The following is a 21,883-nucleotide window of genomic DNA, read 5'->3' as shown; positions in this document are numbered from 1 at the left end:
GCGGGCGCGGGTCGAGTGCCTCGAGCAAGAGTTGTACGGATGTACTGATACACGTGACACGGTGCAGGTTCGCCCCCTACAGTGGGGGTTCCTGAGGGGAGTATTCCCACGCGGTGGTGTCGTCAGTACGGTCGGTTCCGTAACCGGCCCGGTGCCCCGGTTCGCCCGCCAGCCCGTCGTCCTCGACGATGGACGTGTGAGCGGAAGAGACCTCTGGTGTCTCGCGCTACCCCGAGGAGAACTTCGTGGACGTCCCGTTCTGGGCATGGGCCCTGACCGTCGGCCTGATCCTGGCCATGCTCGCCGTCGACTACGTCGGCCACGTGCGCACCCCGCACGCCCCGTCGCTCAAGGAAGCCGCCTGGTGGTCGCTCGGCTACATCGCCGTCGCGGTCGTCTTCGGGCTCATCGTCTGGGGCGTCTGGGGTTCGACGTACGGCGGTGAGTACTTCGCCGGGTACGTGACCGAGAAGAGTCTCTCGGTCGACAACCTGTTCGTGTTCGTGCTGATCATGGCGTCGTTCCGCGTGCCGCGCCTGTACCAGCAGAAGGTCCTGCTGATCGGCATCACGATCGCGCTGGTCCTGCGCACGATCTTCATCCTCGCCGGTGCCGCGCTCGTCGCGAACTTCAGCTGGGTCTTCTACCTCTTCGGCGCGTTCCTCATCTACACCGCGATCGCGCAGGCCAAGGGCGGCGGCGAGGAGGAGACCGAGTTCCACGAGAACGGCGTGCTCCGTCTCGTGCGCCGGTTCTTCCGCACGACCGACGACTACGTCGACGACAAGCTAACGACGAAGATCGACGGCAAGCGCTACATCACCCCGATGCTCATCGTGATGATCGCGATCGGCTCGGCCGACCTGCTGTTCGCCGTCGACTCGATCCCCGCGATCTTCGGCCTCACGCAGGAGACCTACCTCGTCTTCGCCGCGAACGCGTTCTCGCTGCTCGGCCTGCGCCAGCTGTTCTTCCTGATCGACGGCCTGCTCGACCGCCTCGTGTACCTCGCGTACGGGCTCGCCGCGATCCTCGGCTTCATCGGCATCAAGCTCGTGATCCACGCGCTGCACACCAACGAGCTGCCGTTCATCAACGGCGGCGAGCACATCACCGCGATCCCGGAGATCTCGACCGGCGTGTCCCTGTCGTTCATCGGCATCGTGCTCGTGATCACCACGGTCGCGAGCCTCGCCAAGGACCGCAGCGACCGCCGCAAGGCCGTCGTCGCCGAGGCCCAGGAGCCGGCCGACGTCGAGGGCCCCAAGGCCTGACGCCGCGCCCGTCCGACGCACGACGAAGCCCCCGACCTCCCGGTCGGGGGCTTCGTCGTGCCGGCGTCAGGCGTGCTCGCGCAGAGCCCCGATCACGGGCGACCAGGACCGCACCTCGCGCGCGGCGACGAGCCCCTCGCGGTGGAACGGGTCCGCGTCGAGCGCCTCGAGGGCGTCCGGGGCGAGGACCGCGTCGAGCAGCAGCAGCGCGCCCGCAGGCGTGTCGCCCTGCGCGGCGAGGGGGCCCGAGGCGACGACCACGCCGCGCGCGGCGAGGGCTCCCAGGAACTCGCGGTGCTCGGGGCGCACGGCGTCGCGCCGCGCGTCGTCGTCGGTGTACGTGTAGGTCACGGCATGGATCGGCATGAGGTCGATTCTGGCAGGTTCGTCGGCGCCGGCGACCGGCCGGCCGCGATCGCCCTCAGCGGTGGGGCGGTCGTCGGCCTCGGGTTCATCGGCCTCGCGGTCACCACCCGCGTGCGCGCCACTCGCCGAGCCGTGGCCGCTCGGCCCCGAGGACGGTTCCGGCCCCGTGCCCGGGGTGCACGAGCGTGCGGTCGTCGAACCGGGCGAACACCCGCTCCTCGAGGTCGTCCATGAGCTGCGTGAAGTCCGCGCGCGACGTCGTGCGTCCGGGGCCGCCCGGGAAGAGCGAGTCGCCCGTGAACAGGTGCGCGCGTCCGGCGACCGCGTCGGGCTCCCGCGCGTCGCCGGGCTCGCGGTAGGCGAGCGCGACCGAGCCGGGGGTGTGTCCGCGCAGTGCGACGACGTCGAGCGTGACATGCCCGCAGATGACGGCGTCGCCGTGGACGAGGCGTCGGCGCGGCGTGACGCCGGTCGAGGCGACGACGGCGTCCGCGTCGTCCGACCCGACCAGGAGGTCCGCACCCGTCGCGGCGGTCACGGCGGCGAGCGCGCCGACGTGGTCGCGGTGCCGGTGGGTCGTGACGACGGTCGCGAGCCCGTCGCCCGACGCCCGCACGAGCGCGAGCAGGCGGTCGGCCTCGTCGGCCGCGTCGACGAGCAGCTGGGTGCCGCTCGCGCGGCACGTCAGGAGGTAGGCGGTGTTCTCCATCGGTCCCACGCACAGCGAGCTCACCACGAGCTCGTCCAGGACGCGGACGACGGCGGGCCCGCCGGGCCGGGCGGCCGGGGTCGGTCCGGGGCCGGTCATGACGGTCGCCCGGCGGCCGCCTCGGCGCGTGCGAGGCTGTGCACCGCGCGCACGAGGCCCAGGTGCGAGAAGGCCTGCGGGAAGTTGCCGAGCAGGCTGTCGGTCTCGCCGTCGTACTCCTCGGCGAGCAGACCGAGGTCGTTCGAGACGCCCATGAGCCGGTCGAGCAGGCGGCGCGACTCGTCGAGGTCCCCGATCCGGGCGAGCGCGTCGGCGAGCCAGAACGAGCACACGAGGAACGGGTGCTCGCTGCCCGAGAGCCCGTCGACGCCCGTCTCGGTCCGGTACCGGCGCACCAGGCCGTCGTCGCCCTCGAGCTCGTCCCGGATGCGGTGGACCGTGCCGACCACGCGTGGGTCGTCGGCGGGCAGGAACCCGACCTGGAGCATCTGCAGGAGTGCGGCGTCGGTGTGGTGGGCGCCGTAGTGCTGCACGAACGACCCGAGCTCGTCGTCGTAGCCGTGCGCGAGGACGTCCGCGTGGATCTCGTCGCGCGCGGCACGCCACCGGTCGACGGGTCCGTCGAGTCCGTGCACCTCGACCGCGCGCACGGCCCGGTCGACCGCGGCCCACGTCATGATCTTCGAGTGCACGAAGTGCTGCTCGGGCCCGCGGATCTCCCACAGCCCCCGGTCGGGACGGCGCCAGCGCTCGAGCTGCTCGGCCACGAGGTGCTTCTGCAGCGACCAGCTCGCGTCGGACTCGGCGAGGCCCGCGTCGCGGGCCATGTCGAGCGCGCACATGACCTCGCCCAGGACGTCGTTCTGCATCTGGTCGACCGCGGCGTTGCCGACCCGCACGGGCCGGGACCCGGCGTACCCGGGCAGGTGGTCGAGCTCGCGCTCGGGCAGCTCGCGCGAGCCGTCGACGCCGTACATGATCTGCACGTCGCCCGGGTCGCCGGCGACGGCCCGCAGGAGCCACTCGCGCCACGCCGAGATCTCCTCGTGGTAGCCGGACTCCACGAGCGCCTCGAGCGTGAGGGCCGCGTCGCGCAGCCAGCAGTAGCGGTAGTCCCAGTTGCGCTCGCCGCCCGGGTCCTCGGGCAGCGACGTGGTGGCCGCCGCGACGATGCCGCCCGTGGTCGTGCTCGTGAGCAGCCGCAGCGTCAGCAGCGACCGCACGAGCGCCTCGCGGTACGGGCCCTCGTAGTCGCAGGTGTCGATCCACGACTCCCAGTGCTCGCGCGCCGCGGCGATCCGCTCGTCGACGTCGAGCCGTCGGGGCACGGGCGCCCACGACGGGGTCCACGTCACCGCGAGCTCGAGCACCTCGCCCGCCGCGAGGTCGAACGTCTCGCGGTGGCGGTGGTCGTCCGCGGGCGGCAGCCGGTCGCCGCGCAGCAGGAGGGCCTCGGCGCCGGCGATCGCGCGGATCGCGGGGCGGGCGTCGGGCCCGTCGTCCGGTACGCGCACGACCCACGGCTGGACCTTGCCGTACCCGAACCGCACGATCCACTCGTGCTCGAGCGTGACCGAGCCCTCGTCGACCTCGACGCGTCGGACCAGGTCGGACGCGCCGTCCGACACCGGCATGAGGTCGGTCACGCGCGCACGGCCGGACGGCGAGACGTACGTCGTCTCGAGGGTGAACGTGTCACCCAGGTAGCGGCGCGTCACGGACGTCGCGTCCGGGACGGTGAGCAGCCAGCGGCCGTTGCGCTCGTCGCCGAGCAGCGCGGCGAAGCACGCGGGGGAGTCGAAGCGCGGCAGGCAGAGCCAGTCGACCGAGCCGTGCAGGCTCACGAGGGCGGCCGTCTCGCCGTCCCCCAGGACGGCGTGGTCGGCGATGGGGACGGGGCGGTGCGGGGAGCGGGTCATCCGGGCCAGTCTCGCGGACGCCGCCCGCCGTCGCAGGGCGGACGTCGCGTCGTTCGCCCTCGTCGAACATCCGTACGAACGTCGGTGGCGCGACGTACGATGCTTCGGTGGACAACCGCCTCGTCATCTCCGGTGCGCGTGAGCACAACCTGCGCAACGTCGACCTCGACCTCCCGCGCGACCGGCTCATCGTCTTCACGGGCCTCTCGGGCTCCGGCAAGTCGTCCCTCGCGTTCGACACCATCTTCGCCGAGGGGCAGCGCCGCTACGTCGAGTCGCTCTCGGCGTACGCCCGGCAGTTCCTCGGGCAGATGGACAAGCCCGACGTCGACTTCATCGAGGGCCTGTCGCCCGCGGTCTCGATCGACCAGAAGTCGACCAACCGCAACCCGCGCTCGACCGTCGGGACCATCACCGAGGTCTACGACTACCTGCGCCTGCTCTACGCGCGCGCCGGGACCCAGCACTGCCCGGTGTGCGGCGAGAAGATCGTCGCCCAGACGCCGCAGCAGATCGTCGACAAGCTCCTCGAGCTCGAGGACGGCACGCGCTACCAGGTGCTCGCACCCGTGGTGCGCGGACGCAAGGGCGAGTACGCGGAGCTCTTCGCCGAGCTCCAGACCAAGGGGTTCTCCCGGGCGCGCGTCGACGGCGAGGTCGTCCAGCTCACGAACCCGCCCACGCTCGAGAAGAAGCTCAAGCACGACATCGAGGTCGTCGTCGACCGCCTCGTCGCCAAGGACGGCGTGCAGCGTCGCCTGACGGACTCGATCGAGACCGCGCTCGGCCTCGCCGGCGGGCTCGTGCTCGTCGAGCTCGTCGACGCCGACATCGACGACCTCTCGCGCGTGCGCAAGTTCTCCGAGAAGCGCTCGTGCCCCAACGAGCACGAGCTCACGCTCGACGAGATCGAGCCCCGCACGTTCTCGTTCAACGCCCCCTACGGCGCCTGCCCCGAATGCACCGGCATCGGGTTCAAGCTCGAGGTCGACCCCGACCTCGTGATCCCCGACGACGAGAAGACGCTCGCCGAGGGCGCGGTCGCCCCGTGGGCGCAGATCTCGTCCGACTACTTCGCCCGCGTGCTCTCGGCGCTCGCGGACGACCTCGGCTTCTCGGTCGACGTGCCCTGGCGCGCGCTGCCCAAGCGCGCGCGCGACGCGGTGCTGCACGGGCAGGACCACAAGGTCCACGTGCGGTACAAGAACCGCTGGGGCCGCGAGCGGCAGTACTCGACCGGCTTCGAGGGCGTCATCGACTTCCTCCAGCGGCGGCACTCCGAGACCGACTCGGAGTGGTCCAAGGAGAAGTACGAGGCCTTCATGCGCGAGGTCCCGTGCCCCACCTGCGACGGCACGCGGCTCAAGCCCGAGGTGCTCGCGGTGCGGGTCGGGGACCGCTCGATCGCCGACGTGTGCCGTATGCCGCTGCGCGAGGCCGCCGAGTTCCTCGGGTCGCTCTCGCTCGGCGAGCGCGAGCGCGCGATCGCCGCCGAGGTGCTCAAGGAGATCCACGCGCGTCTGGGGTTCCTGCTCGACGTCGGGCTCGACTACCTCTCGCTCGAGCGGCCCGCGGGCACGCTGTCCGGGGGAGAGGCACAGCGCATCCGGCTCGCGACGCAGATCGGCTCGGGCCTCGTGGGCGTGCTGTACGTGCTCGACGAGCCGTCGATCGGGCTGCACCAGCGCGACAACCGTCGGCTGATCGACACGCTGACCCGTCTGCGGGACCTCGGCAACACGCTCATCGTCGTCGAGCACGACGAGGACACGATCCGCGTCGCGGACTGGATCGTCGACATCGGCCCCGGCGCGGGCGAGCACGGCGGGCGCGTCGTCCACTCGGGCGACTACGCGGGCCTGCTCGCGTCGCCCGAGTCGGTCACAGGCGCCTACCTCTCGGGTCGCCGGCAGATCCCGATGCCCGCCGCCCGGCGCCCGGTCGACCGCGCGCGCCAGGTCACGGTCGTCGGGGCGCGCGAGCACAACCTGCAGAACGTCGACGTGTCGTTCCCGCTCGGCACGTTCACCGCGGTCACCGGCGTCTCGGGCTCGGGCAAGTCGACGCTCGTCAACTCGATCCTCTACACCGTCATGGCGAACGAGCTCAACGGCGCCCGCAAGGTCGCCGGGCGGCACCGTCGCGTGACCGGCCTCGACCAGCTCGACAAGGTCGTGCACGTCGACCAGGGCCCGATCGGTCGCACCCCGCGGTCCAACCCGGCGACGTACACCGGAGTGTGGGACCACGTGCGCAAGCTCTTCGCCGAGACGACCGAGGCCAAGGTGCGCGGGTACATGCCGGGCCGGTTCTCGTTCAACGTCAAGGGCGGCCGCTGCGAGGCGTGCTCGGGCGACGGCACCATCAAGATCGAGATGAACTTCCTGCCCGACGTCTACGTCCCGTGCGAGGTCTGCCACGGCGCGCGCTACAACCGCGAGACGCTCGAGGTGCACTTCAAGGGCAAGACCGTCGCGGACGTGCTCGACATGCCGATCGAGGAGGCGTCCGAGTTCTTCGCGGCGGTCCCGGCGATCGCGCGGCACCTCAAGACCCTCACGGACGTCGGGCTCGGGTACGTGCGGCTCGGCCAGCCCGCGCCGACGCTCTCGGGCGGCGAGGCGCAGCGCGTCAAGCTCGCGACCGAGCTGCAGCGGCGCTCGACCGGGCGCACCGTGTACGTGCTCGACGAGCCGACCACGGGCCTGCACTTCGAGGACATCCGCAAGCTGCTCGGCGTCCTGCAGTCGCTCGTCGACAAGGGCAACACGGTCATCGTGATCGAGCACAACCTCGACGTGATCAAGAACGCCGACTGGGTCGTCGACATGGGCCCCGAGGGCGGCTCGGGCGGTGGCACCGTGGTCGCGGAGGGCACGCCCGAGCACGTCGCGTCGGTGGCCGCGAGCCACACGGGGCGGTTCCTGGCCGAGGTGCTCGACGTCGGCGAGGTCGCCGCGGCGGGCTGACGCGCCCGCTCGGCCGGTGCCCGGGCGGGCGTCGCGTGCTCGCGGCAGGGACCCGAGGCTCAGGCGTGCCGGCGGCAGGGGCCCGAGGCTCAGGCGTCGCGCACGCGCACGGGTGCCGGCTCGTGCACGACCGGGAAGTTCACCGAACGCGCGATGAAGCAATGGTCGTGCGCTGCGCCGTGCAGCGAGGCCAGCGTCGCGTCGTCCGCCACCGCGCCCTGCGAGGCGGACGCGACGACGACGCGGGGGCGCAGCGTGACGTCGGTGAACTGCCCCGCCCCCGCGGACTCGACGCGCATCGTGCCGGTCGGGTCGTCGTCGTACGCCACGACCACGACGCCCGCCGCCGAGGCCAGGTGCAGGAACCACAGCATGTGGCACTGCGCGAGGCTCGCGAGGAACAGCTCCTCGGGGCTGTGCCGTGCCGGGTCGCCGCGGAACGACGGGTCGGACGACCCGAGGATCACGGGACGGCCGTCGAACACGACCTCGTGGTCGCGCGAGTACGCCGTGTAGGAGGCAGTGCCGGCGTCGTGCGCGCCCGTCCAGCGGACCGTGCCGACGTAGGTGTGCGTTGCTCCGCTCATGCGCGTCACGCTAGACCGGATCCTGCGTCCCGGCGCGGGGGTGGGCCGGGCCGCGTGGGTGGCCTGAACTAGGCTCGTCCGCATGGCCGACCCCGCGACCTACCGTCCCCGCCCCGGCGAGATCCCCACGTCGCCCGGGGTCTACCGGTTCCGCGACGAGCACGGGCGCGTGATCTACGTCGGCAAGGCCAAGAACCTGCGCGCACGCCTCGCGAACTACTTCCAGGACGTCGCGAACCTCCACCACCGGACCGCGACCATGGTCACGACCGCCGCGTCAGTCGAGTGGACCGTCGTGGGGACCGAGGTCGAGGCGCTCGCGCTCGAATACACGTGGATCAAGGAGTTCGACCCCCGGTTCAACGTCAAGTACCGGGACGACAAGTCGTACCCGTACCTCGCGGTCACGCTCGGCGAGGAGTTCCCGCGCGCGCAGGTCATGCGCGGCGCCAAGCGGCGCGGGACCCGGTACTTCGGGCCGTACGGGCACGCGTGGGCGATCCGCGAGACGCTCGACCTGCTGCTGCGCGTGTTCCCGGTGCGCACGTGCTCCACGGGGGTGTTCCGCCGGGCGCAGCAGTCCGGCCGACCGTGCCTGCTCGGGTACATCGACAAGTGCTCCGCGCCGTGCGTGGGACGGGTCAGCGCCGACGAGCACCGCGCGCTCGTCGAGGACTTCTGCGACTTCATGGCGGGGGACACCGCGCGGTTCGTGCGCCGGCTCGAGGCCCGCATGGCCGAGGCGGCGCAGGCCATGGAGTACGAGCAGGCGGCACGCCTGCGCGACGACATCCAGGCGCTGCTGCGCGCGACCGAGAAGAACGCCGTCGTGCTCACCGACGGCACCGACGCCGACGTGTTCGCGATGGTCGGCGACGAACTTGAGGCCGCGGTGCAGGTCTTCCACGTGCGCGGCGGGCGCATCCGCGGGCAGCGCGGGTGGGTCGTGGAGAAGGTCGAGGACCTCACCGACGCCGACCTCGTCGAGCACCTGCTCCAGCAGGTCTACGGCGCGGTCGACGAGACCGCGCAGGCGGGCGGCCCCGAGGCGCGCGACGCCGTGCCGCGCGAGGTGCTCGTGCCCGTGCTGCCCACCGACGTCGAGCAGGTGGGCGCCTGGCTGCACGGCCTGCGCGGCTCGCGCGTCGACCTGCGCGTCCCGCAGCGCGGCGACAAGCGTGAGCTCGCCGAGACGGTGCGCAAGAACGCCGAGCACGCGCTCGCGCTGCACCGCACGCGACGCGCGGGCGACCTGACGACCCGGAGCCAGGCACTGCGCGAGATCCAGGAGGCGCTCGGGCTCGACGCCGCACCCCTGCGCATCGAGTGCTACGACATCTCGACGACGCAGGGCACGCACCAGGTCGCCTCGATGGTCGTCTTCGAGGACGGCGCGGCGCGCAAGAACGAGTACCGGCACTTCGCGATCCGCGGCGCCGAGGGCGACGGCGCGCGCGACGACACCGAGGCCATGCACGAGGTCATCACGCGCAGGTTCCGCCGCTACCTCGCCGAGCGCAGCGAGTCGCCAGACGTCGAGTCGGACTTCCACGACGACGAGCCGCCCCGCTCGGGCGAGGTCGGTGCGGACGTGAGCGCCGACCGCCGGCGGTTCGCCTACCCGCCCCACCTCGTCGTGGTCGACGGCGGGCCGCCGCAGGTCGCTGCGGCCCGGCGGGCCCTCGACGAGCTCGGTATCGACGACGTCGCGCTGTGCGGCCTCGCCAAGCGGCTCGAGGAGGTCTGGCTGCCCCACGACCCGTACCCGGTGATCCTGCCCCGCTCGTCCGAGGGGCTGTACCTCATGCAGCGCCTGCGCGACGAGGCGCACCGCTTCGCGATCACCTACCACCGGTCCAAGCGCGGCCGGGCGATGACGGTCTCCGCGCTCGACGGCGTCCCCGGCCTCGGGCCCAAGCGGCAGGCCGCGCTGCTCAAGGCGTTCGGGTCGGTCAAGAAGCTGCGGCAGGCCGACGTCGCCGAGATCGCCGCGGTGCCCGGCATGGGGCCCAAGAGCGCGCAGGCCGTGCTCGACGCCCTGGCGCCGGCGCCCGGCACGGCTGCGGAGCCCGGCACGGCTGCGGCGCCCGGCGGTCCTGCGCCCGGCACGGCGGCGGCGTCCGCGCCCGACGACCTGGCATCCTGAACCCATGAGCACCGAGCCCGACCCCACGACCGTCCCCACGGGGGTTCCCGAGGCCGACGCGGCCGCGGTGCGCGTCGAGGCGCCCGTGCGCGAGGTGCTCGTCATCACGGGCATGTCCGGGGCGGGGCGCTCGCGCGCGGCCGCCGTGCTCGAGGACCTCGACTGGTACGTCGTCGACAACCTGCCGCCCCGCATGATCGTCCCGCTCGTGGACATGATGACCCGGTCGACGTCGACCGTGGAGCGCGTCGCGGCGGTCGTCGACGTGCGCGGCGGCGACTTCTTCCGCGACCTGGTCGACGTGCTCGACCACCTCGGCCAGCTCGGCGCCAACTACCGCATCATCTTCCTCGACGCCGCGGACGACGTGCTCGTGCGCCGCTTCGAGCAGGTCCGGCGCCCGCACCCGCTCCAGGGCGACGGCCGGATCCTCGACGGGATCGCGCAGGAGCGCCGTGTGCTGTCGCACCTCAAGGCCCGCGCCGACGCCGTGATCGACACCTCGGAGCTCTCGGTGCACGACCTCGCGCGCGAGGTGCGCGACCACGTCTCGGACGGCACGCCGGCCGAGGTGCGCGTCAACATCGTCTCGTTCGGCTTCAAGTACGGGATCCCGCTCGACGCCGACCACGTGGCCGACGTCCGGTTCCTCGCCAACCCCTACTGGGTCAGCGAGCTGCGCCACCTCACGGGCCGCGACGCGCCCGTGCGCGACTACGTGCTCGGGCTGCCCGGAGCGCTCGAGTTCGTCGACCTGTACGCGGCCGCGCTCGAGCCCGTGCTCGCGGGCTACGTCGACGAGGAGAAGCGCTACGCGACCGTCGCGGTCGGCTGCACCGGGGGCAAGCACCGTTCGGTCGCGATGAGCGAGGCGCTCGCGGCCCGCCTGCGCGAGCACGGGCACCGCGTCATCGTGACCGCCCGCGACCTGGGCAGGGAGTGACACCGTGAGCAACCCGGCGATCGTCGCGCTCGGCGGCGGGCACGGACTGTCCGCGACCCTCTCGGCCCTGCGGCTCATGTCGGACCGGCTCACCGCGGTCGTGACGGTCGCCGACGACGGCGGCTCGTCGGGACGCCTGCGCGACGAGCTCGACGTGCTCCCGCCCGGCGACCTGCGCATGGCGCTCGCGGCGCTGTGCGATGACTCCGAGTGGGGTCGCACGTGGCGCGACGTGCTCCAGCACCGGTTCTCGTCCGCGGGCGACCTCGACAACCACGCGGTCGGCAACCTGCTGATCGTCGCGCTCTGGGAGCTGCTCGACGACCCGGTCGCGGGGCTCGACTGGGTCGGCCGCCTGCTCAACGCGCGCGGGCGCGTGCTGCCGATGGCGGCGGTCCCGCTGCGGATCGAGGCCGACGTGCGCACGTCCGCGGGGGTCGATCTGGTCGTGGGCCAGAGCCAGGTCGCGCTGACCACGGGCCGCATCGAGCAGCTGCGGCTCGTGCCGCACGACCCGCCCGCCTGCCCCGAGGTCGTCGAGGCGATCCACGCGGCGGACTGGGTCGTCCTCGGGCCCGGCTCGTGGTTCTCGTCGGTGCTGCCGCACCTGCTCGTGCCGCAGGTGCACGAGGCGCTGCACACGACCGCGGCGCGCCGGTGCGTGACGCTCAACCTCTCGAGCGACGGCGGCGAGACGTACGGCCTGGGCGCCGTCGACCACCTCGACGTGCTGCGCCGGCACGCGCCCGACCTGCAGATCGACGCGGTCGTCGCCGACCCGAGCGCGGTCGAGGACATCGCGGCGCTCGTCGACTCGACGCGCGAGCTCGGGGCCCGCCTGCTCCTGCGGCAGGTGAGCCGCGGCGACGGCACGGCGCGGCACGACCCGCTGCGGCTCGCGGCCGCCTACCGGGACGTGTTCGACGGCGTCGTCGGCGACGTGACCCCGGGCGGCTGACGGCGCCCGCCGTGGTCGGTGGTGCACGCGACGTGCTCCCGGGTGGCAGGATGTCGCCATGGCACTGACGGCTCAGGTGAAGGACGAGATCGCACGGGTCCAGGTCGACAAGACGTCGTGCCGGCGCGCGGAGGTCTCGGCGACGCTGCGGTTCTCGGGCGGCCTGCACATCATCTCGGGCCGGATCGTCATCGAGGCCGAGCTCGACACCGCGATCGCCGCGCGTCGGCTGCGGACCGCGATCACGGACCTGTACGGGCACACGAGCGAGCTCATCGTCGTCTCGGCCGGTGGTCTGCGACGCAGCGCGCGGTACGTCGTGCGGGTCGTGCGCGAGGGCGAGTCGCTGGCCCGGCAGACGGGCCTCCTGGACGCCCGGGGTCGCCCGGTGCGCGGGCTGCCGCCGCAGGTCGTCTCGGGCGGCGTGGGGGAGTCGGAGGCCGCGTGGCGCGGGGCGTTCCTCGCGCACGGGTCGCTCACCGAGCCCGGCCGGAGCTCGGCGCTCGAGGTCACGTGCCCCGGACCGGAGGCCGCGCTCGCGCTCGTCGGCGCGGCGCGTCGTCTCGGGATCTCGGCCAAGGCCCGCGAGGTCCGCGGCGTCGACCGCGTCGTGGTGCGCGACGGGGACGCGATCCACGCGCTGCTCACGCGGCTCGGCGCGACCGAGTCGGTCGTCGTCTGGGAGGAGCGTCGGCAGCGCCGCGAGGTGCGTGGCACGGCGAACCGGCTCGCGAACTTCGACGACGCGAACCTGCGACGCTCGGCGCGTGCCGCCGTGGCGGCGGGCGCGCGCGTCGAGCGGGCGTTCGCGATCCTCGGCGAGGACGTCCCCGAGCACCTGCGCGAGGCCGGCGAGCTGCGGCTCGCGCACAAGGAGGCGTCGCTCGAGGAGCTCGGCCAGCTCGCGGTGCCGACCCTGACCAAGGACGCCGTCGCCGGCCGGATCCGGCGTCTGCTCGCGACCGCCGACAAGCGGGCGGTCGAGCTCGGGATCCCCGACACCGAGGCCGGGCTCTCGGCGGACCTGCTCGACCTGTAGGTCACGCGCGCACCGCGGTCGTTCACGATCGCGTCCCCGCTCCCTCACGGTTCGGTGTGCGCGGGATTTCGGGTTCGTGAACGTGGGAGCGCACGTCTCACGCACTGGCCCCGAGTCTCACGACACGGCCTTGCGGGTATAGGGTTCAGGTATCTGGTCGACAAACCCGCAGGTCTGGGAGTGCTTCCATTCTCCCGAGCTCCGGCGCAGCACCACGAGGTGCTCACCGGTCGCCGCCCGCGCGGTGGATGTGGTGTGATCGGCCGGTCATCGCGTACGCCGTCGTACGTACTCGTTCGGTTATCAACCGTTCGCGTCGGCAAACCCGGCGCGCACTGAGGAGGGCACTGTGACCATCCGCGTCGGCATCAACGGCTTCGGCCGTATCGGCCGCAACTTCTTCCGCGCGATCATCGCGTCGGGGGCGGACATCGAGATCGTCGGGGTCAACGACCTCACGGACAACAAGACGCTTGCGCACCTGCTCAAGTACGACACGGTCCTCGGGCGCTTCCCGAAGTCGGTCGAGTTCAACGACGATGCGATCATCGTCGACGGCAAGGCCATCAAGGCGCTCGCCGAGCGCAACCCGGCCGACCTCCCCTGGGGCGAGCTCGGCGCGGACATCGTGATCGAGTCGACCGGCTTCTTCACGGACGCCAGCAAGGCCAAGGCGCACATCGACGCCGGTGCCAAGAAGGTCATCATCTCCGCCCCGGCGAAGAACGAGGACGCGACCTTCGTCATGGGCGTCAACGACGACCTGTACGACGCCGCCGCGCACCACATCATCTCGAACGCCTCGTGCACCACGAACTGCCTCGCGCCGCTCGCGAAGGCCCTCGTGGACTCGGTCGGCATCGAGCGTGGCCTCATGACCACGATCCACGCCTACACGGGTGACCAGAACCTCCAGGACGGTCCGCACAAGGACCTGCGCCGTGCCCGTGCGGCCGCGCAGAACATCGTGCCGACCTCGACCGGTGCGGCCAAGGCCGTGGCGCTCGTCCTCCCGGAGCTCAAGGGCAAGCTCGACGGCTACGCGCTGCGCGTGCCGACGATCACCGGCTCGGCCACGGACCTCACCTTCACGGCGAGCCGCGAGACCACCGTCGAGGAGGTCAACGCCGCGGTCAAGGCCGCCGCCGACGGCCCGCTCAAGGGCATCCTGTCGTACGTCGACGACGAGATCGTGTCGTCCGACATCGTCACGGACCCGCACCAGAGCATCTTCGACTCGAAGCTCACCAAGGTGATCGGCGACCAGGTCAAGGTCGTCTCCTGGTACGACAACGAGTGGGGCTACTCGAACAGCCTCGTCGCCCTGACCGTCAAGGTCGGCAACTCGCTCTGATCGTCCCTCAGGACGGTTGAGACCCTTGCGTCCGCGTGCGCGCACGCCCCTGCGGGGGCGGCGCGCACGCGGACGCTGCCATGTCACGACACGGGAGAGCATGAGATGAAGACGATCGACGACCTCGGCGACCTGCGCGGCAAGCGCGTACTGGTCCGCTCCGACTTCAACGTCCCGCTCGACGGGACCACCATCACCGACGACGGTCGCATCCGTGCCGCGCTCCCGACGCTCACGCGTCTGGTCGAGGCCGGCGCGAAGGTCGTCGTCACGGCGCACCTGGGCCGCCCCAAGGGCGTGCCGGACGCCAAGTACTCGCTCGCTCCCGTCGCCGAGCGCCTCGGTGAGCTCCTGGGCGCCCCCGTGACTCTCGCGGACGACCTCGTGGGCGAGTCGGCCCGCGCGACCGTCGCCGGGCTCGAGGACGGTCACGTGGCCCTGCTCGAGAACGTGCGCTTCGACGCGCGCGAGACGTCCAAGGTCGACGCCGAGCGCGCCGAGCTCGCGGGCGAGCTCGCCTCGCTGGCCGACGCGTTCGTCTCCGACGGGTTCGGCGTCGTGCACCGCAAGCAGGCGTCGGTGTACGACGTCGCGCAGATCCTCCCGGCCGCGGCCGGCGCGCTCGTGCTCAAGGAGGTCGACGCGCTCTCGCGCGCGACCACCGACCCGGAGCGGCCCTACGTCGTCGTGCTCGGCGGCTCGAAGGTCTCCGACAAGCTCGGCGTCATCGCCAACCTGCTCGAGAAGGCCGACAAGGTGCTCGTGGGCGGCGGGATGGTCTTCACGTTCCTCGCCGCGCAGGGCCACGCCGTCGGCTCGTCGCTGCTCGAGGCCGACCAGATCGACACGGTCAAGGGCTACCTCGCGACCGCGGCCGAGAAGGGCGTCGAGATCGTCCTGCCGACCGACATCGTCGCGGCGTCGGCCTTCGCGAAGGACGCCGACCACGAGGTCGTCGCGGCCGACGCGATCCCCGAGGGCACCATGGGCCTCGACATCGGCCCCGACTCGGGCGCGGCGTTCGCGCGCGCGATCGTGGACGCCCGGACCGTCGTCTGGAACGGCCCGATGGGCGTGTTCGAGTTCGACGCGTTCGCCGCGGGCACGCGCGCGGTCGCGCAGGGGCTCGTCGACTCGACGGCCGCTGGCGGCTTCACGATCGTCGGCGGCGGCGACTCGGCCGCCGCGGTGCGTCTGCTCGGCTTCGACGAGGCCGGCTTCAGCCACATCTCGACGGGCGGCGGCGCGAGCCTCGAGCTGCTCGAGGGCAAGGAGCTCCCGGGCCTCGCGGTCCTGCAGGACTGAGACCCGTCCACCGGGCGCCCCGCGCCCACCCATCACAACGTGAGGAGGCCCTCGTGGCCGACCGTACCCCGCTCATGGCGGGCAACTGGAAGATGAACCAGGACCACCACCAGGCGACGCACCTCGTGCAGAAGCTCGCGTGGTCGCTCAAGGACGCCAAGCACGACTTCTCGGCCGTCGAGGTCGCGGTGCTCCCGCCGTTCACGGACCTGCGCAGCGTGCAGACCCTCGTCGACGCCGACAAGCTCGACATCCGCTACGGCGCGCAGGACGTCTCGGCGCACGAGTCGGGCGCGTACACGGGCGAGATCTCGCCCGTCATGCTCGCCAAGCTCGGCGTGACCTACGTGGCCGTGGGCCACTCGGAGCGCCGCGAGTACCACCACGAGGACGAGGCGATCGTCAACGCCAAGATCAAGTCCGCCTTCGCGCACGGCATCGTGCCGATCCTGTGCGTCGGCGAGGGCCTCGACGTGCGCAAGGCCGGCGAGCAGGTGCCGCACACGCTCGCGCAGGTCGACGGCGCGCTCGAGGGCCTGCCGGCCGAGCAGGCCGCGCAGATCGTCATCGCCTACGAGCCCGTGTGGGCCATCGGCACCGGCGAGGTCGCCACGCCCGAGGACGCGCAGGAGGTCTGCGGCGCGATCCGTGCCCGCCTCGGCGAGCTCTACGACGCGCCTCTCGCCGACGGCGTGCGCGTGCTGTACGGCGGCTCGGTCAAGTCCGGGAACGTCGCCGCGATCATGGCGCAGCCCGACGTCGACGGCGCGCTCGTCGGCGGCGCGAGCCTCGACGCGGAGGAGTTCGCGAAGATCGCTCGCTTCACCGAGCACGCGGGCGCCTGACCGACGCGACGTCGGTCGCAGGGACCCTGTCCACCGCCCCGGAGGCGTGTTCGCCTCCGGGGCGGTTCGTCGCCTACCCTGTCCCACGAGCCGTGACACGGCTCACCACCGCTCGGCCCGCACGACGCGGGTCACTGAACAAGAGGTCGTACAAGTCGTGGACGTGCTAAGCATCATCCTCAACGTGCTGCTGGTCATCTGCAGCGGGCTGCTCATCCTCCTGGTGCTGCTGCACAAGGGCAAGGGTGGAGGTCTCTCCGACATGTTCGGCGGCGGTGTCACGAGCAGCGTCGGCAGCTCGGGCGTCGCAGAGCGCAACCTGAACCGCATCACCGTGTCGCTCGCGGTGACCTGGGCGGTCGTCGTCGTGCTGCTGGGCCTGATCCAGAAGCTCGACTGACCGTCGGACCACCAACCGTCCGGCACCGGTGCCGGACGCTCAGAAGGGGAGAGTAGTCGTGGCAGGTGGGAACGCGATCCGTGGCTCGCGCGTGGGTGCGGGGCCGCTGGGGGAGTCCGAACGAGGCGAGAGAGCCCCCCGGTTCGTCGTGTCGTACTGGTGCGCGAACGGTCACGAGACCGCGCCGGCCTTCTCGATCGAGGCCGAGATCGAGGCGCCCGAGACGTGGGACTGCCCGCGCTGCGGCTTCCCCGCGGGCCAGGACCGGGAGAACCCCCCGAGCCCGGCACGCAACGAGCCCTACAAGACGCACCTGGCGTACGTGAAGGAGCGTCGCAGCGACGAGGAGGGCGTGGCCATCCTCGACGAGGCGCTCGCCGCGCTGCGCGCCCGCCGCGGCGGCTGACCGGCACCGGCTCGCCTGCCGGGCCTGGGACCAGACCCGGCGCCCGCACCGACGACGAAGGACGCCTGCCCCGAGGGGCAGGCGTCCTTCGTCGTCGGCAGGCCTCGTCAGCAGGCCTTGTCAGAACGCGTCGTTGGCCAGGTGCCGTCCGTCAGGCGTCGCCAGCACGCGTCGTCAGCAGGCGACGTGAGCCTGCCTCCTCAGCGGACGTCGCGCGCGGGGACCGTCGATCCCGCAGCCGCGGTCCGAGCGGCGGCGGCGTCGATCAGCCACAGCGTGCGCTGCACGCCGCGCGCACCGGCCGCGGGTGCCTCGTGCACGGGCGCGTCCGCGAGGGCGGCGGCGACGGCGTCGGCCTTCTCCGCCCCGGCGGCGACGACCCAGACCTCGCGTGCGGCACGGATCGCGTCGAACGTGAGCGAGACGCGCAGGGGCGGCGGCTTGGGGGAGCCGTGCACGCCCACGGTCGCGACGCCCTCGACGTCGAGCGCCGGGTGCCCGGGGAACAGCGACGCGACGTGGGCGTCCGGGCCCATCCCGAGCAGCAGCACGTCGAACGTGGGCACGGACGCACCGGGTGCGGCGTGCCGGGCGAGCTCGTCGGCGTAGAGCGCGGCCGCGGCCTCGGGCGTCGTCACCTCGTCGTCGAGCGCCGGGACCGCGTGCACGTTCTGCGGGGGCAGCGGCAGCTCGTCGAGCAGCGCGTCGCGCGCCTGGGTCTCGTTGCGGTCGGGGTCGCCGTCGGCGAGGAACCGCTCGTCGCCCCACCACAGGTGCACGCACGACCAGTCGACGGCCTCGCGGACCGGGTCGTCCGCGACCTCGGCGAGGGTGCGGATCCCGACGGTGCCGCCGGTGAGCACCACGTGGACCTGGTCGCGCAGCGACTGCGCGTCGAGGATCGCGGTGAGCAGCCGGGCGGCGGTCGCGCGGGCGAGCACCGACGCGTCCGGGTGGACGACGACCTGGCGGGCGCTCATCCGCTCACCCCGGCGAGCCCCTTGGTCAGGACCTCGCCGAAGACCTCGTCGGGGTCGAGCCGGCGCAGCTCCTCGCTCAGGCACTCCTGGAGCGTGCGCAGGGGCATCGCGAGGTGCCGCACGGGCTTGCCGGGCTCGGTGAGCGTCGCGGTGCGCCCGTCGGGGCGGGACAGCTCGATCGACCCGCCGCGGCGCACGAGCTCGACGCGCGTGATGCCCTCGACGCCGTCGACGCGGGCCACGGTCGCGGGGCAGCGCAGCTGGCGGCCGAGCCACGCGGCGAGCAGGTCGACGGACGGGTGGTCGGCCGCGCCCTCGACGAGCACCGAGGTGACTGGCTCGTACGGGGGCTGGTCGAGCGCCGCGGCGATCAGGCCGCGCCAGACGGTGATCCGGGTCCAGGCGAGGTCGGTGTCCCCGGGCTCGTGGTGCTCCCCGAGCCGGTCGAGCACCTCGCGGGTGCCGGTGCAGGCGACCGCGTCGGTGATGCGGCGGTGCGCCATGCGGCCCACGAGGTCCCCGGCGGGGTTCTCGGGCGCCTGCCCGGGCCACCAGGCGACGATCGGCGCGTCGGGCAGCAGCAGGGGCATGACGAGCGTGTCGGTGTGCTCGCGCAGCGTCCCCGAGGGGCGCAGGACGACGACCTCGCTCGCGCCGGCGTCGCCGCCCACGCGGATCTGCGCGTCGAGCCCGGCCGACCCGCGGGTCGCGGTGGGCGCGACGACGACGATCCGGCAGGGGTGCTCGCGGCTCGCGCTGTTCGCGGCCTCGACCGCGTCCTCGAGCGAGTCCTCGTCGGTGAGGATCACGAGCGTCAGGACGCGCCCGAGCGCGATCGCGCCGCCCTCGTCGCGCAGGTTCACGAGCCGCTTGTTGACGGCGTTCGTGGTGGTGTCGGGCATGTCGATGATCATGGACGGCTCCTTCGGCGGGTCCGGGCGTCGGTGGCCCCCGCGACGGGGGCGGGCGGGCGGGTCACGGACGGCGCCAGGTGCGCCCGTCGCGCGCCATCATCGCGTCGGCGGACTCGGGGCCCCACGTGCCGGACCGGTACGGGTCGGGCTTGCCCTTGGACGCCCAGTGCGCGGTGATCGGGTCGAGGATCTTCCACGACAGCTCGACCTCCTCGTGGCTCGGGAAGAGCGGCGGGTCGCCGAGCAGGACGTCGAGGATGAGGCGCTCGTAGGCCTCGGGGGAGGACTCGGTGAACGCGTGGCCGTAGCCGAAGTCCATCGTGACGTCCCGGACCTCCATCGCGGTCCCGGGCACCTTGGCACCGAACCGGATCGTGACGCCCTCGTCGGGCTGGACGCGGATCACGAGCGCGTTCTTGCCGAGCTCGGACGTCGCGGACGACTCGAACGGCAGGTGCGGCGCGCGCTTGAACACCACGGCGATCTCCGTGACGCGGCGGCCGAGGCGCTTGCCCGTGCGCAGGTAGAACGGCACGCCCGCCCAGCGGCGGTTGTCGATGTCGACGCGGATCGCGGCGAACGTCTCGGTCGTGGACTCGGCGTCGAAGCCCTCCTCCTCGAGGTAGCCCACGACCTCCTCGCCGCCCTGCCATCCCGCGGTGTACTGGCCGCGCGAGGTGTGCCGCGCGAGGTCGCGGGGCAGCTTGACCGAGCTGAGCACCTTGATCTTCTCGGCGCGCAGGTCGTCGGCGTCGAACGAGACGGGCTCCTCCATCGCGGTCAGCGCGAGGAGCTGCAGCAGGTGGTTCTGGATGACGTCGCGGGCGGCGCCGATCCCGTCGTAGTACCCCGCACGCCCGCCGATGCCGATGTCCTCGGCCATCGTGATCTGGACGTGGTCGACGTAGTTCGCGTTCCACAGCGGCTCGTAGAGCTGGTTCGCGAAGCGCAGCGCGAGCAGGTTCTGGACGGTCTCCTTGCCCAGGTAGTGGTCGATGCGGAACACCGACTCCTGGTCGAACACCTCGGAGACGACGTCGTTGAGCTCGCGCGCGCTCGTCAGGTCGTGCCCGAACGGCTTCTCGATCACGACGCGCCGCCACGCGTCCTCGCCCGAGCGGGAGAGCCCCGACTCGGCGAGCTGGCGGCACACGACGGGGAACGCCGAGGGCGGGACCGACAGGTAGAACGCGTGGTTGCCACCGGTGCCGCGCTCCTCGTCGAGCTTCTCGACGGTCTCGCGCAGGCGCTCGAAGGCCTCCTCGTCGCCGAACTCGCCGCGCACGAACCGGATGCCCTCGGCGAGCTGGTTCCAGGTGTCCTCGTCGAAGGGCGTGCGCGCGTGCTTCTCGACCGCGTCGCGCACGATCTTCGCGAAGTCCTGGTCCTCCCACTCGCGCCGGGCGAACCCGGTCAGGGCGAAGCCCGGCGGCAGCAGGCCGCGGTTCGCGAGGTCGTACACCGCGGGCATGAGCTTCTTGCGTGCGAGGTCGCCCGTGACCCCGAAGATCACGAGGCCGCAGGGCCCGGCGATCCGGGGGAGCCGCAGGTCGCGGGGGTCGCGCAGCGGGTTCTGCTCGGCGCTGATCTTGGCCGGTCTCACCGGGTGGTACTCCTTCGGGTGGGGTGGGCTGCTGGGCGTGCTCGTCAGCCGCGGGCGGCGGCGAGCCCGTCGGTGGTCGTGGCGAGGAGCTCGGTCCAGCTGTCCTCGAACTTGCGCACGCCCTCGGTCTCGAGCCGGTCGGTGACCTCGGCGAGCGAGATGCCGAGCGCCTCGATCGCGGCGAGCGTCCCGCGCGCCTCGTCGTACGCGGCGCGGACGGTGTCGCCCGTGAGGGTGCCGTGATCGGCGAAGGCCTCGAGCGTCGCCTCGGGCATGGTGTTGACGACGCCGTCGGTCACGAGGCCGGTCACGTACAGCGTGTCGGGGTAGTCGGGGTCCTTGACGCCGGTCGAGGCCCACAGCGGTCGCTGGGGCTGCGCGCCGTCGGCCGCGAGCGAGGCCCACCGCTCGCCCCCGAAGACCTCCTCGCACGCCTCGAACGCGAGGCGCGCGTTGGCGAGGGCCGCGGTGCCGCGCAGGGCGAGCGCCTCGTCGGTCCCGATCTCCTCGAGCGCGGCGTCGACCGCGCTGTCGACGCGCGAGACGAAGAACGACGCGACCGAGCTGATCGGCGCGAGGTCGTGGCCCGCCTCGCGCGCCCGCTCGAGGCCCGTGAGGAACGCGTCCATGACGGCGCGGTAGCGCTCGAGCGAGAACACGAGGGTCACGTTGACGCTGATCCCGGCGGCGAGGGTGCGCGTGATCGCGTCGAGCCCCTCGACGGTCGCGGGGATCTTGATCAGGACGTTGGGGCGGTCGACGGTCGACCACAGGCGGGCGGCGGTCGCGACGGTCGCCTCGGTGTCGCGCGCGAGCCGCGGGTCGACCTCGATCGACACGCGGCCGTCGACGCCCCCGGTCGCCTCGTGCACGGGACGCAGCACGTCGGCCGCGGCGCGCACGTCGTCGGTGGTGATCGTCTCGACCGCGGCCTCGACGTCGGTGCCGGCGAGCTCGGCGAGCTGGTCGTCGTACGCGTCGCCCTCGGCGAGCGCCTTGGCGAAGATCGTCGGGTTGGTCGTGACGCCCACGACGTCGCGGTCGGCGACGAGCGCGGCGAGGTTGCCGCTGCGCAGCCGCTCGCGCGACAGGTCGTCGAGCCAGATGGAGACGCCCGCGTCGCTCAGCGCGCGGGTCGGACGGGTGTTCGTGCTCTCGGTCATGCT

19 protein-coding genes are annotated in these 21,883 nt (G+C 72.6%); 11 read left to right on the top strand and 8 right to left on the bottom strand.

What is annotated here, in order from left to right; translation table 11 throughout:
• The first annotated feature begins 245 nt into the window (after positions 1–245).
• Complete coding sequence (locus CLV28_RS09010; RefSeq protein ID WP_100422931.1) at positions 246–1,274, top strand: TerC family protein; 1,029 nt, start codon at positions 246–248, stop codon at positions 1,272–1,274.
• A 66-nt stretch (positions 1,275–1,340) separates the two neighbouring features.
• Here the strand turns inward: CLV28_RS09010 and CLV28_RS09005 are convergent, their stop codons facing one another.
• From CLV28_RS09005 to CLV28_RS08995, 3 genes are all read right to left on the bottom strand, one after another.
• On the bottom strand, positions 1,341–1,640 hold the full coding sequence (locus CLV28_RS09005) for a YciI family protein (RefSeq protein WP_100422930.1): 300 nt from the start codon (positions 1,638–1,640) through the stop codon (positions 1,341–1,343).
• Positions 1,641–1,740: 100 nt separating this feature from the next.
• Positions 1,741–2,448 carry an MBL fold metallo-hydrolase gene (locus CLV28_RS09000; protein WP_100422929.1) on the bottom strand — a complete coding sequence of 236 codons (708 nt, stop codon included), beginning with the start codon at positions 2,446–2,448 and terminating at the stop codon, positions 1,741–1,743.
• Positions 2,445–4,268: a glycoside hydrolase family 15 protein gene (locus CLV28_RS08995; RefSeq protein WP_100422928.1), complete on the bottom strand. Its 1,824-nt coding sequence runs from the start codon at positions 4,266–4,268 to the stop codon at positions 2,445–2,447. The genes CLV28_RS09000 and CLV28_RS08995 overlap by 4 nt, the downstream gene beginning before the upstream one ends.
• Before the next feature lie 107 nt (positions 4,269–4,375).
• Here CLV28_RS08995 and uvrA point away from each other — a divergent pair, with 107 nt between their 5' ends.
• A complete protein-coding gene (gene uvrA, locus CLV28_RS08990; protein WP_100422927.1) occupies positions 4,376–7,237 on the top strand; it encodes an excinuclease ABC subunit UvrA in 2,862 nt (953 codons plus the stop codon).
• A gap of 89 nt (positions 7,238–7,326) precedes the next feature.
• Here the strand turns inward: uvrA and CLV28_RS08985 are convergent, their stop codons facing one another.
• Complete coding sequence (locus tag CLV28_RS08985; protein ID WP_100422926.1) at positions 7,327–7,824, bottom strand: OsmC family protein; 498 nt, start codon at positions 7,822–7,824, stop codon at positions 7,327–7,329.
• Between the two features lie 82 nt (positions 7,825–7,906).
• Between CLV28_RS08985 and uvrC the strand changes: the two genes are divergently transcribed.
• The 9 genes from uvrC (at position 7,907) to CLV28_RS08940 (ending at position 17,220) form a co-directional block, all read left to right on the top strand.
• Positions 7,907–9,970, top strand: a complete 2,064-nt coding sequence (uvrC, locus tag CLV28_RS08980; protein WP_100422925.1) for an excinuclease ABC subunit UvrC — start codon at positions 7,907–7,909, stop codon at positions 9,968–9,970.
• A gap of 4 nt (positions 9,971–9,974) precedes the next feature.
• Complete coding sequence (gene rapZ, locus CLV28_RS08975) at positions 9,975–10,913, top strand: RNase adapter RapZ (protein WP_100422924.1); 939 nt, start codon at positions 9,975–9,977, stop codon at positions 10,911–10,913.
• Between the two features lie 4 nt (positions 10,914–10,917).
• Positions 10,918–11,871, top strand: a complete 954-nt coding sequence (locus CLV28_RS08970; RefSeq protein ID WP_100422923.1) for a gluconeogenesis factor YvcK family protein — start codon at positions 10,918–10,920, stop codon at positions 11,869–11,871.
• A 58-nt stretch (positions 11,872–11,929) separates the two neighbouring features.
• The gene (gene whiA, locus CLV28_RS08965; RefSeq protein WP_100422922.1) at positions 11,930–12,910 is read left to right on the top strand and encodes a DNA-binding protein WhiA; all 981 of its coding nucleotides are present in this window, start codon (positions 11,930–11,932) and stop codon (positions 12,908–12,910) included.
• Positions 12,911–13,259: 349 nt separating this feature from the next.
• Positions 13,260–14,264: a type I glyceraldehyde-3-phosphate dehydrogenase gene (gene gap, locus CLV28_RS08960; protein ID WP_100422921.1), complete on the top strand. Its 1,005-nt coding sequence runs from the start codon at positions 13,260–13,262 to the stop codon at positions 14,262–14,264.
• Between the two features lie 105 nt (positions 14,265–14,369).
• On the top strand, positions 14,370–15,569 hold the full coding sequence (locus tag CLV28_RS08955) for a phosphoglycerate kinase (protein WP_100422920.1): 1,200 nt from the start codon (positions 14,370–14,372) through the stop codon (positions 15,567–15,569).
• A gap of 53 nt (positions 15,570–15,622) precedes the next feature.
• On the top strand, positions 15,623–16,414 hold the full coding sequence (gene tpiA / locus CLV28_RS08950) for a triose-phosphate isomerase (RefSeq protein ID WP_100422919.1): 792 nt from the start codon (positions 15,623–15,625) through the stop codon (positions 16,412–16,414).
• Between the two features lie 157 nt (positions 16,415–16,571).
• Complete coding sequence (secG, locus tag CLV28_RS08945) at positions 16,572–16,814, top strand: preprotein translocase subunit SecG (protein ID WP_100422918.1); 243 nt, start codon at positions 16,572–16,574, stop codon at positions 16,812–16,814.
• A 58-nt stretch (positions 16,815–16,872) separates the two neighbouring features.
• Positions 16,873–17,220, top strand: a complete 348-nt coding sequence (locus CLV28_RS08940) for an RNA polymerase-binding protein RbpA (RefSeq protein WP_100422917.1) — start codon at positions 16,873–16,875, stop codon at positions 17,218–17,220.
• Positions 17,221–17,420: 200 nt separating this feature from the next.
• Here CLV28_RS08940 and pgl read toward each other — a convergent pair whose 3' ends face one another.
• The 4 genes from pgl to tal all read right to left on the bottom strand — a co-directional run bounded on the left by pgl (position 17,421) and on the right by tal (position 21,880).
• Entirely contained in the window at positions 17,421–18,200 is a 780-nt protein-coding gene (gene pgl / locus CLV28_RS08935) for a 6-phosphogluconolactonase (RefSeq protein WP_100422916.1), read from the bottom strand.
• Positions 18,197–19,114 carry a glucose-6-phosphate dehydrogenase assembly protein OpcA gene (opcA, locus tag CLV28_RS08930; RefSeq protein WP_100422915.1) on the bottom strand — a complete coding sequence of 306 codons (918 nt, stop codon included), beginning with the start codon at positions 19,112–19,114 and terminating at the stop codon, positions 18,197–18,199. The genes pgl and opcA overlap by 4 nt, the downstream gene beginning before the upstream one ends.
• Before the next feature lie 61 nt (positions 19,115–19,175).
• Positions 19,176–20,717, bottom strand: a complete 1,542-nt coding sequence (zwf, locus tag CLV28_RS08925; RefSeq protein WP_100422914.1) for a glucose-6-phosphate dehydrogenase — start codon at positions 20,715–20,717, stop codon at positions 19,176–19,178.
• Between the two features lie 44 nt (positions 20,718–20,761).
• Positions 20,762–21,880 (bottom strand): transaldolase, encoded by a 1,119-nt coding sequence (tal, locus tag CLV28_RS08920; protein ID WP_100423127.1) that lies wholly within the window; start codon positions 21,878–21,880, stop codon positions 20,762–20,764.
• Positions 21,881–21,883 lie beyond the last annotated feature (3 nt).

It is taken from the genome of Sediminihabitans luteus (assembly GCF_002797595.1).
In the GTDB taxonomy this organism is placed as follows: domain Bacteria; phylum Actinomycetota; class Actinomycetes; order Actinomycetales; family Cellulomonadaceae; genus Paraoerskovia; species Paraoerskovia lutea.
This window is presented reverse-complemented; position numbering and strand designations above follow the sequence as displayed.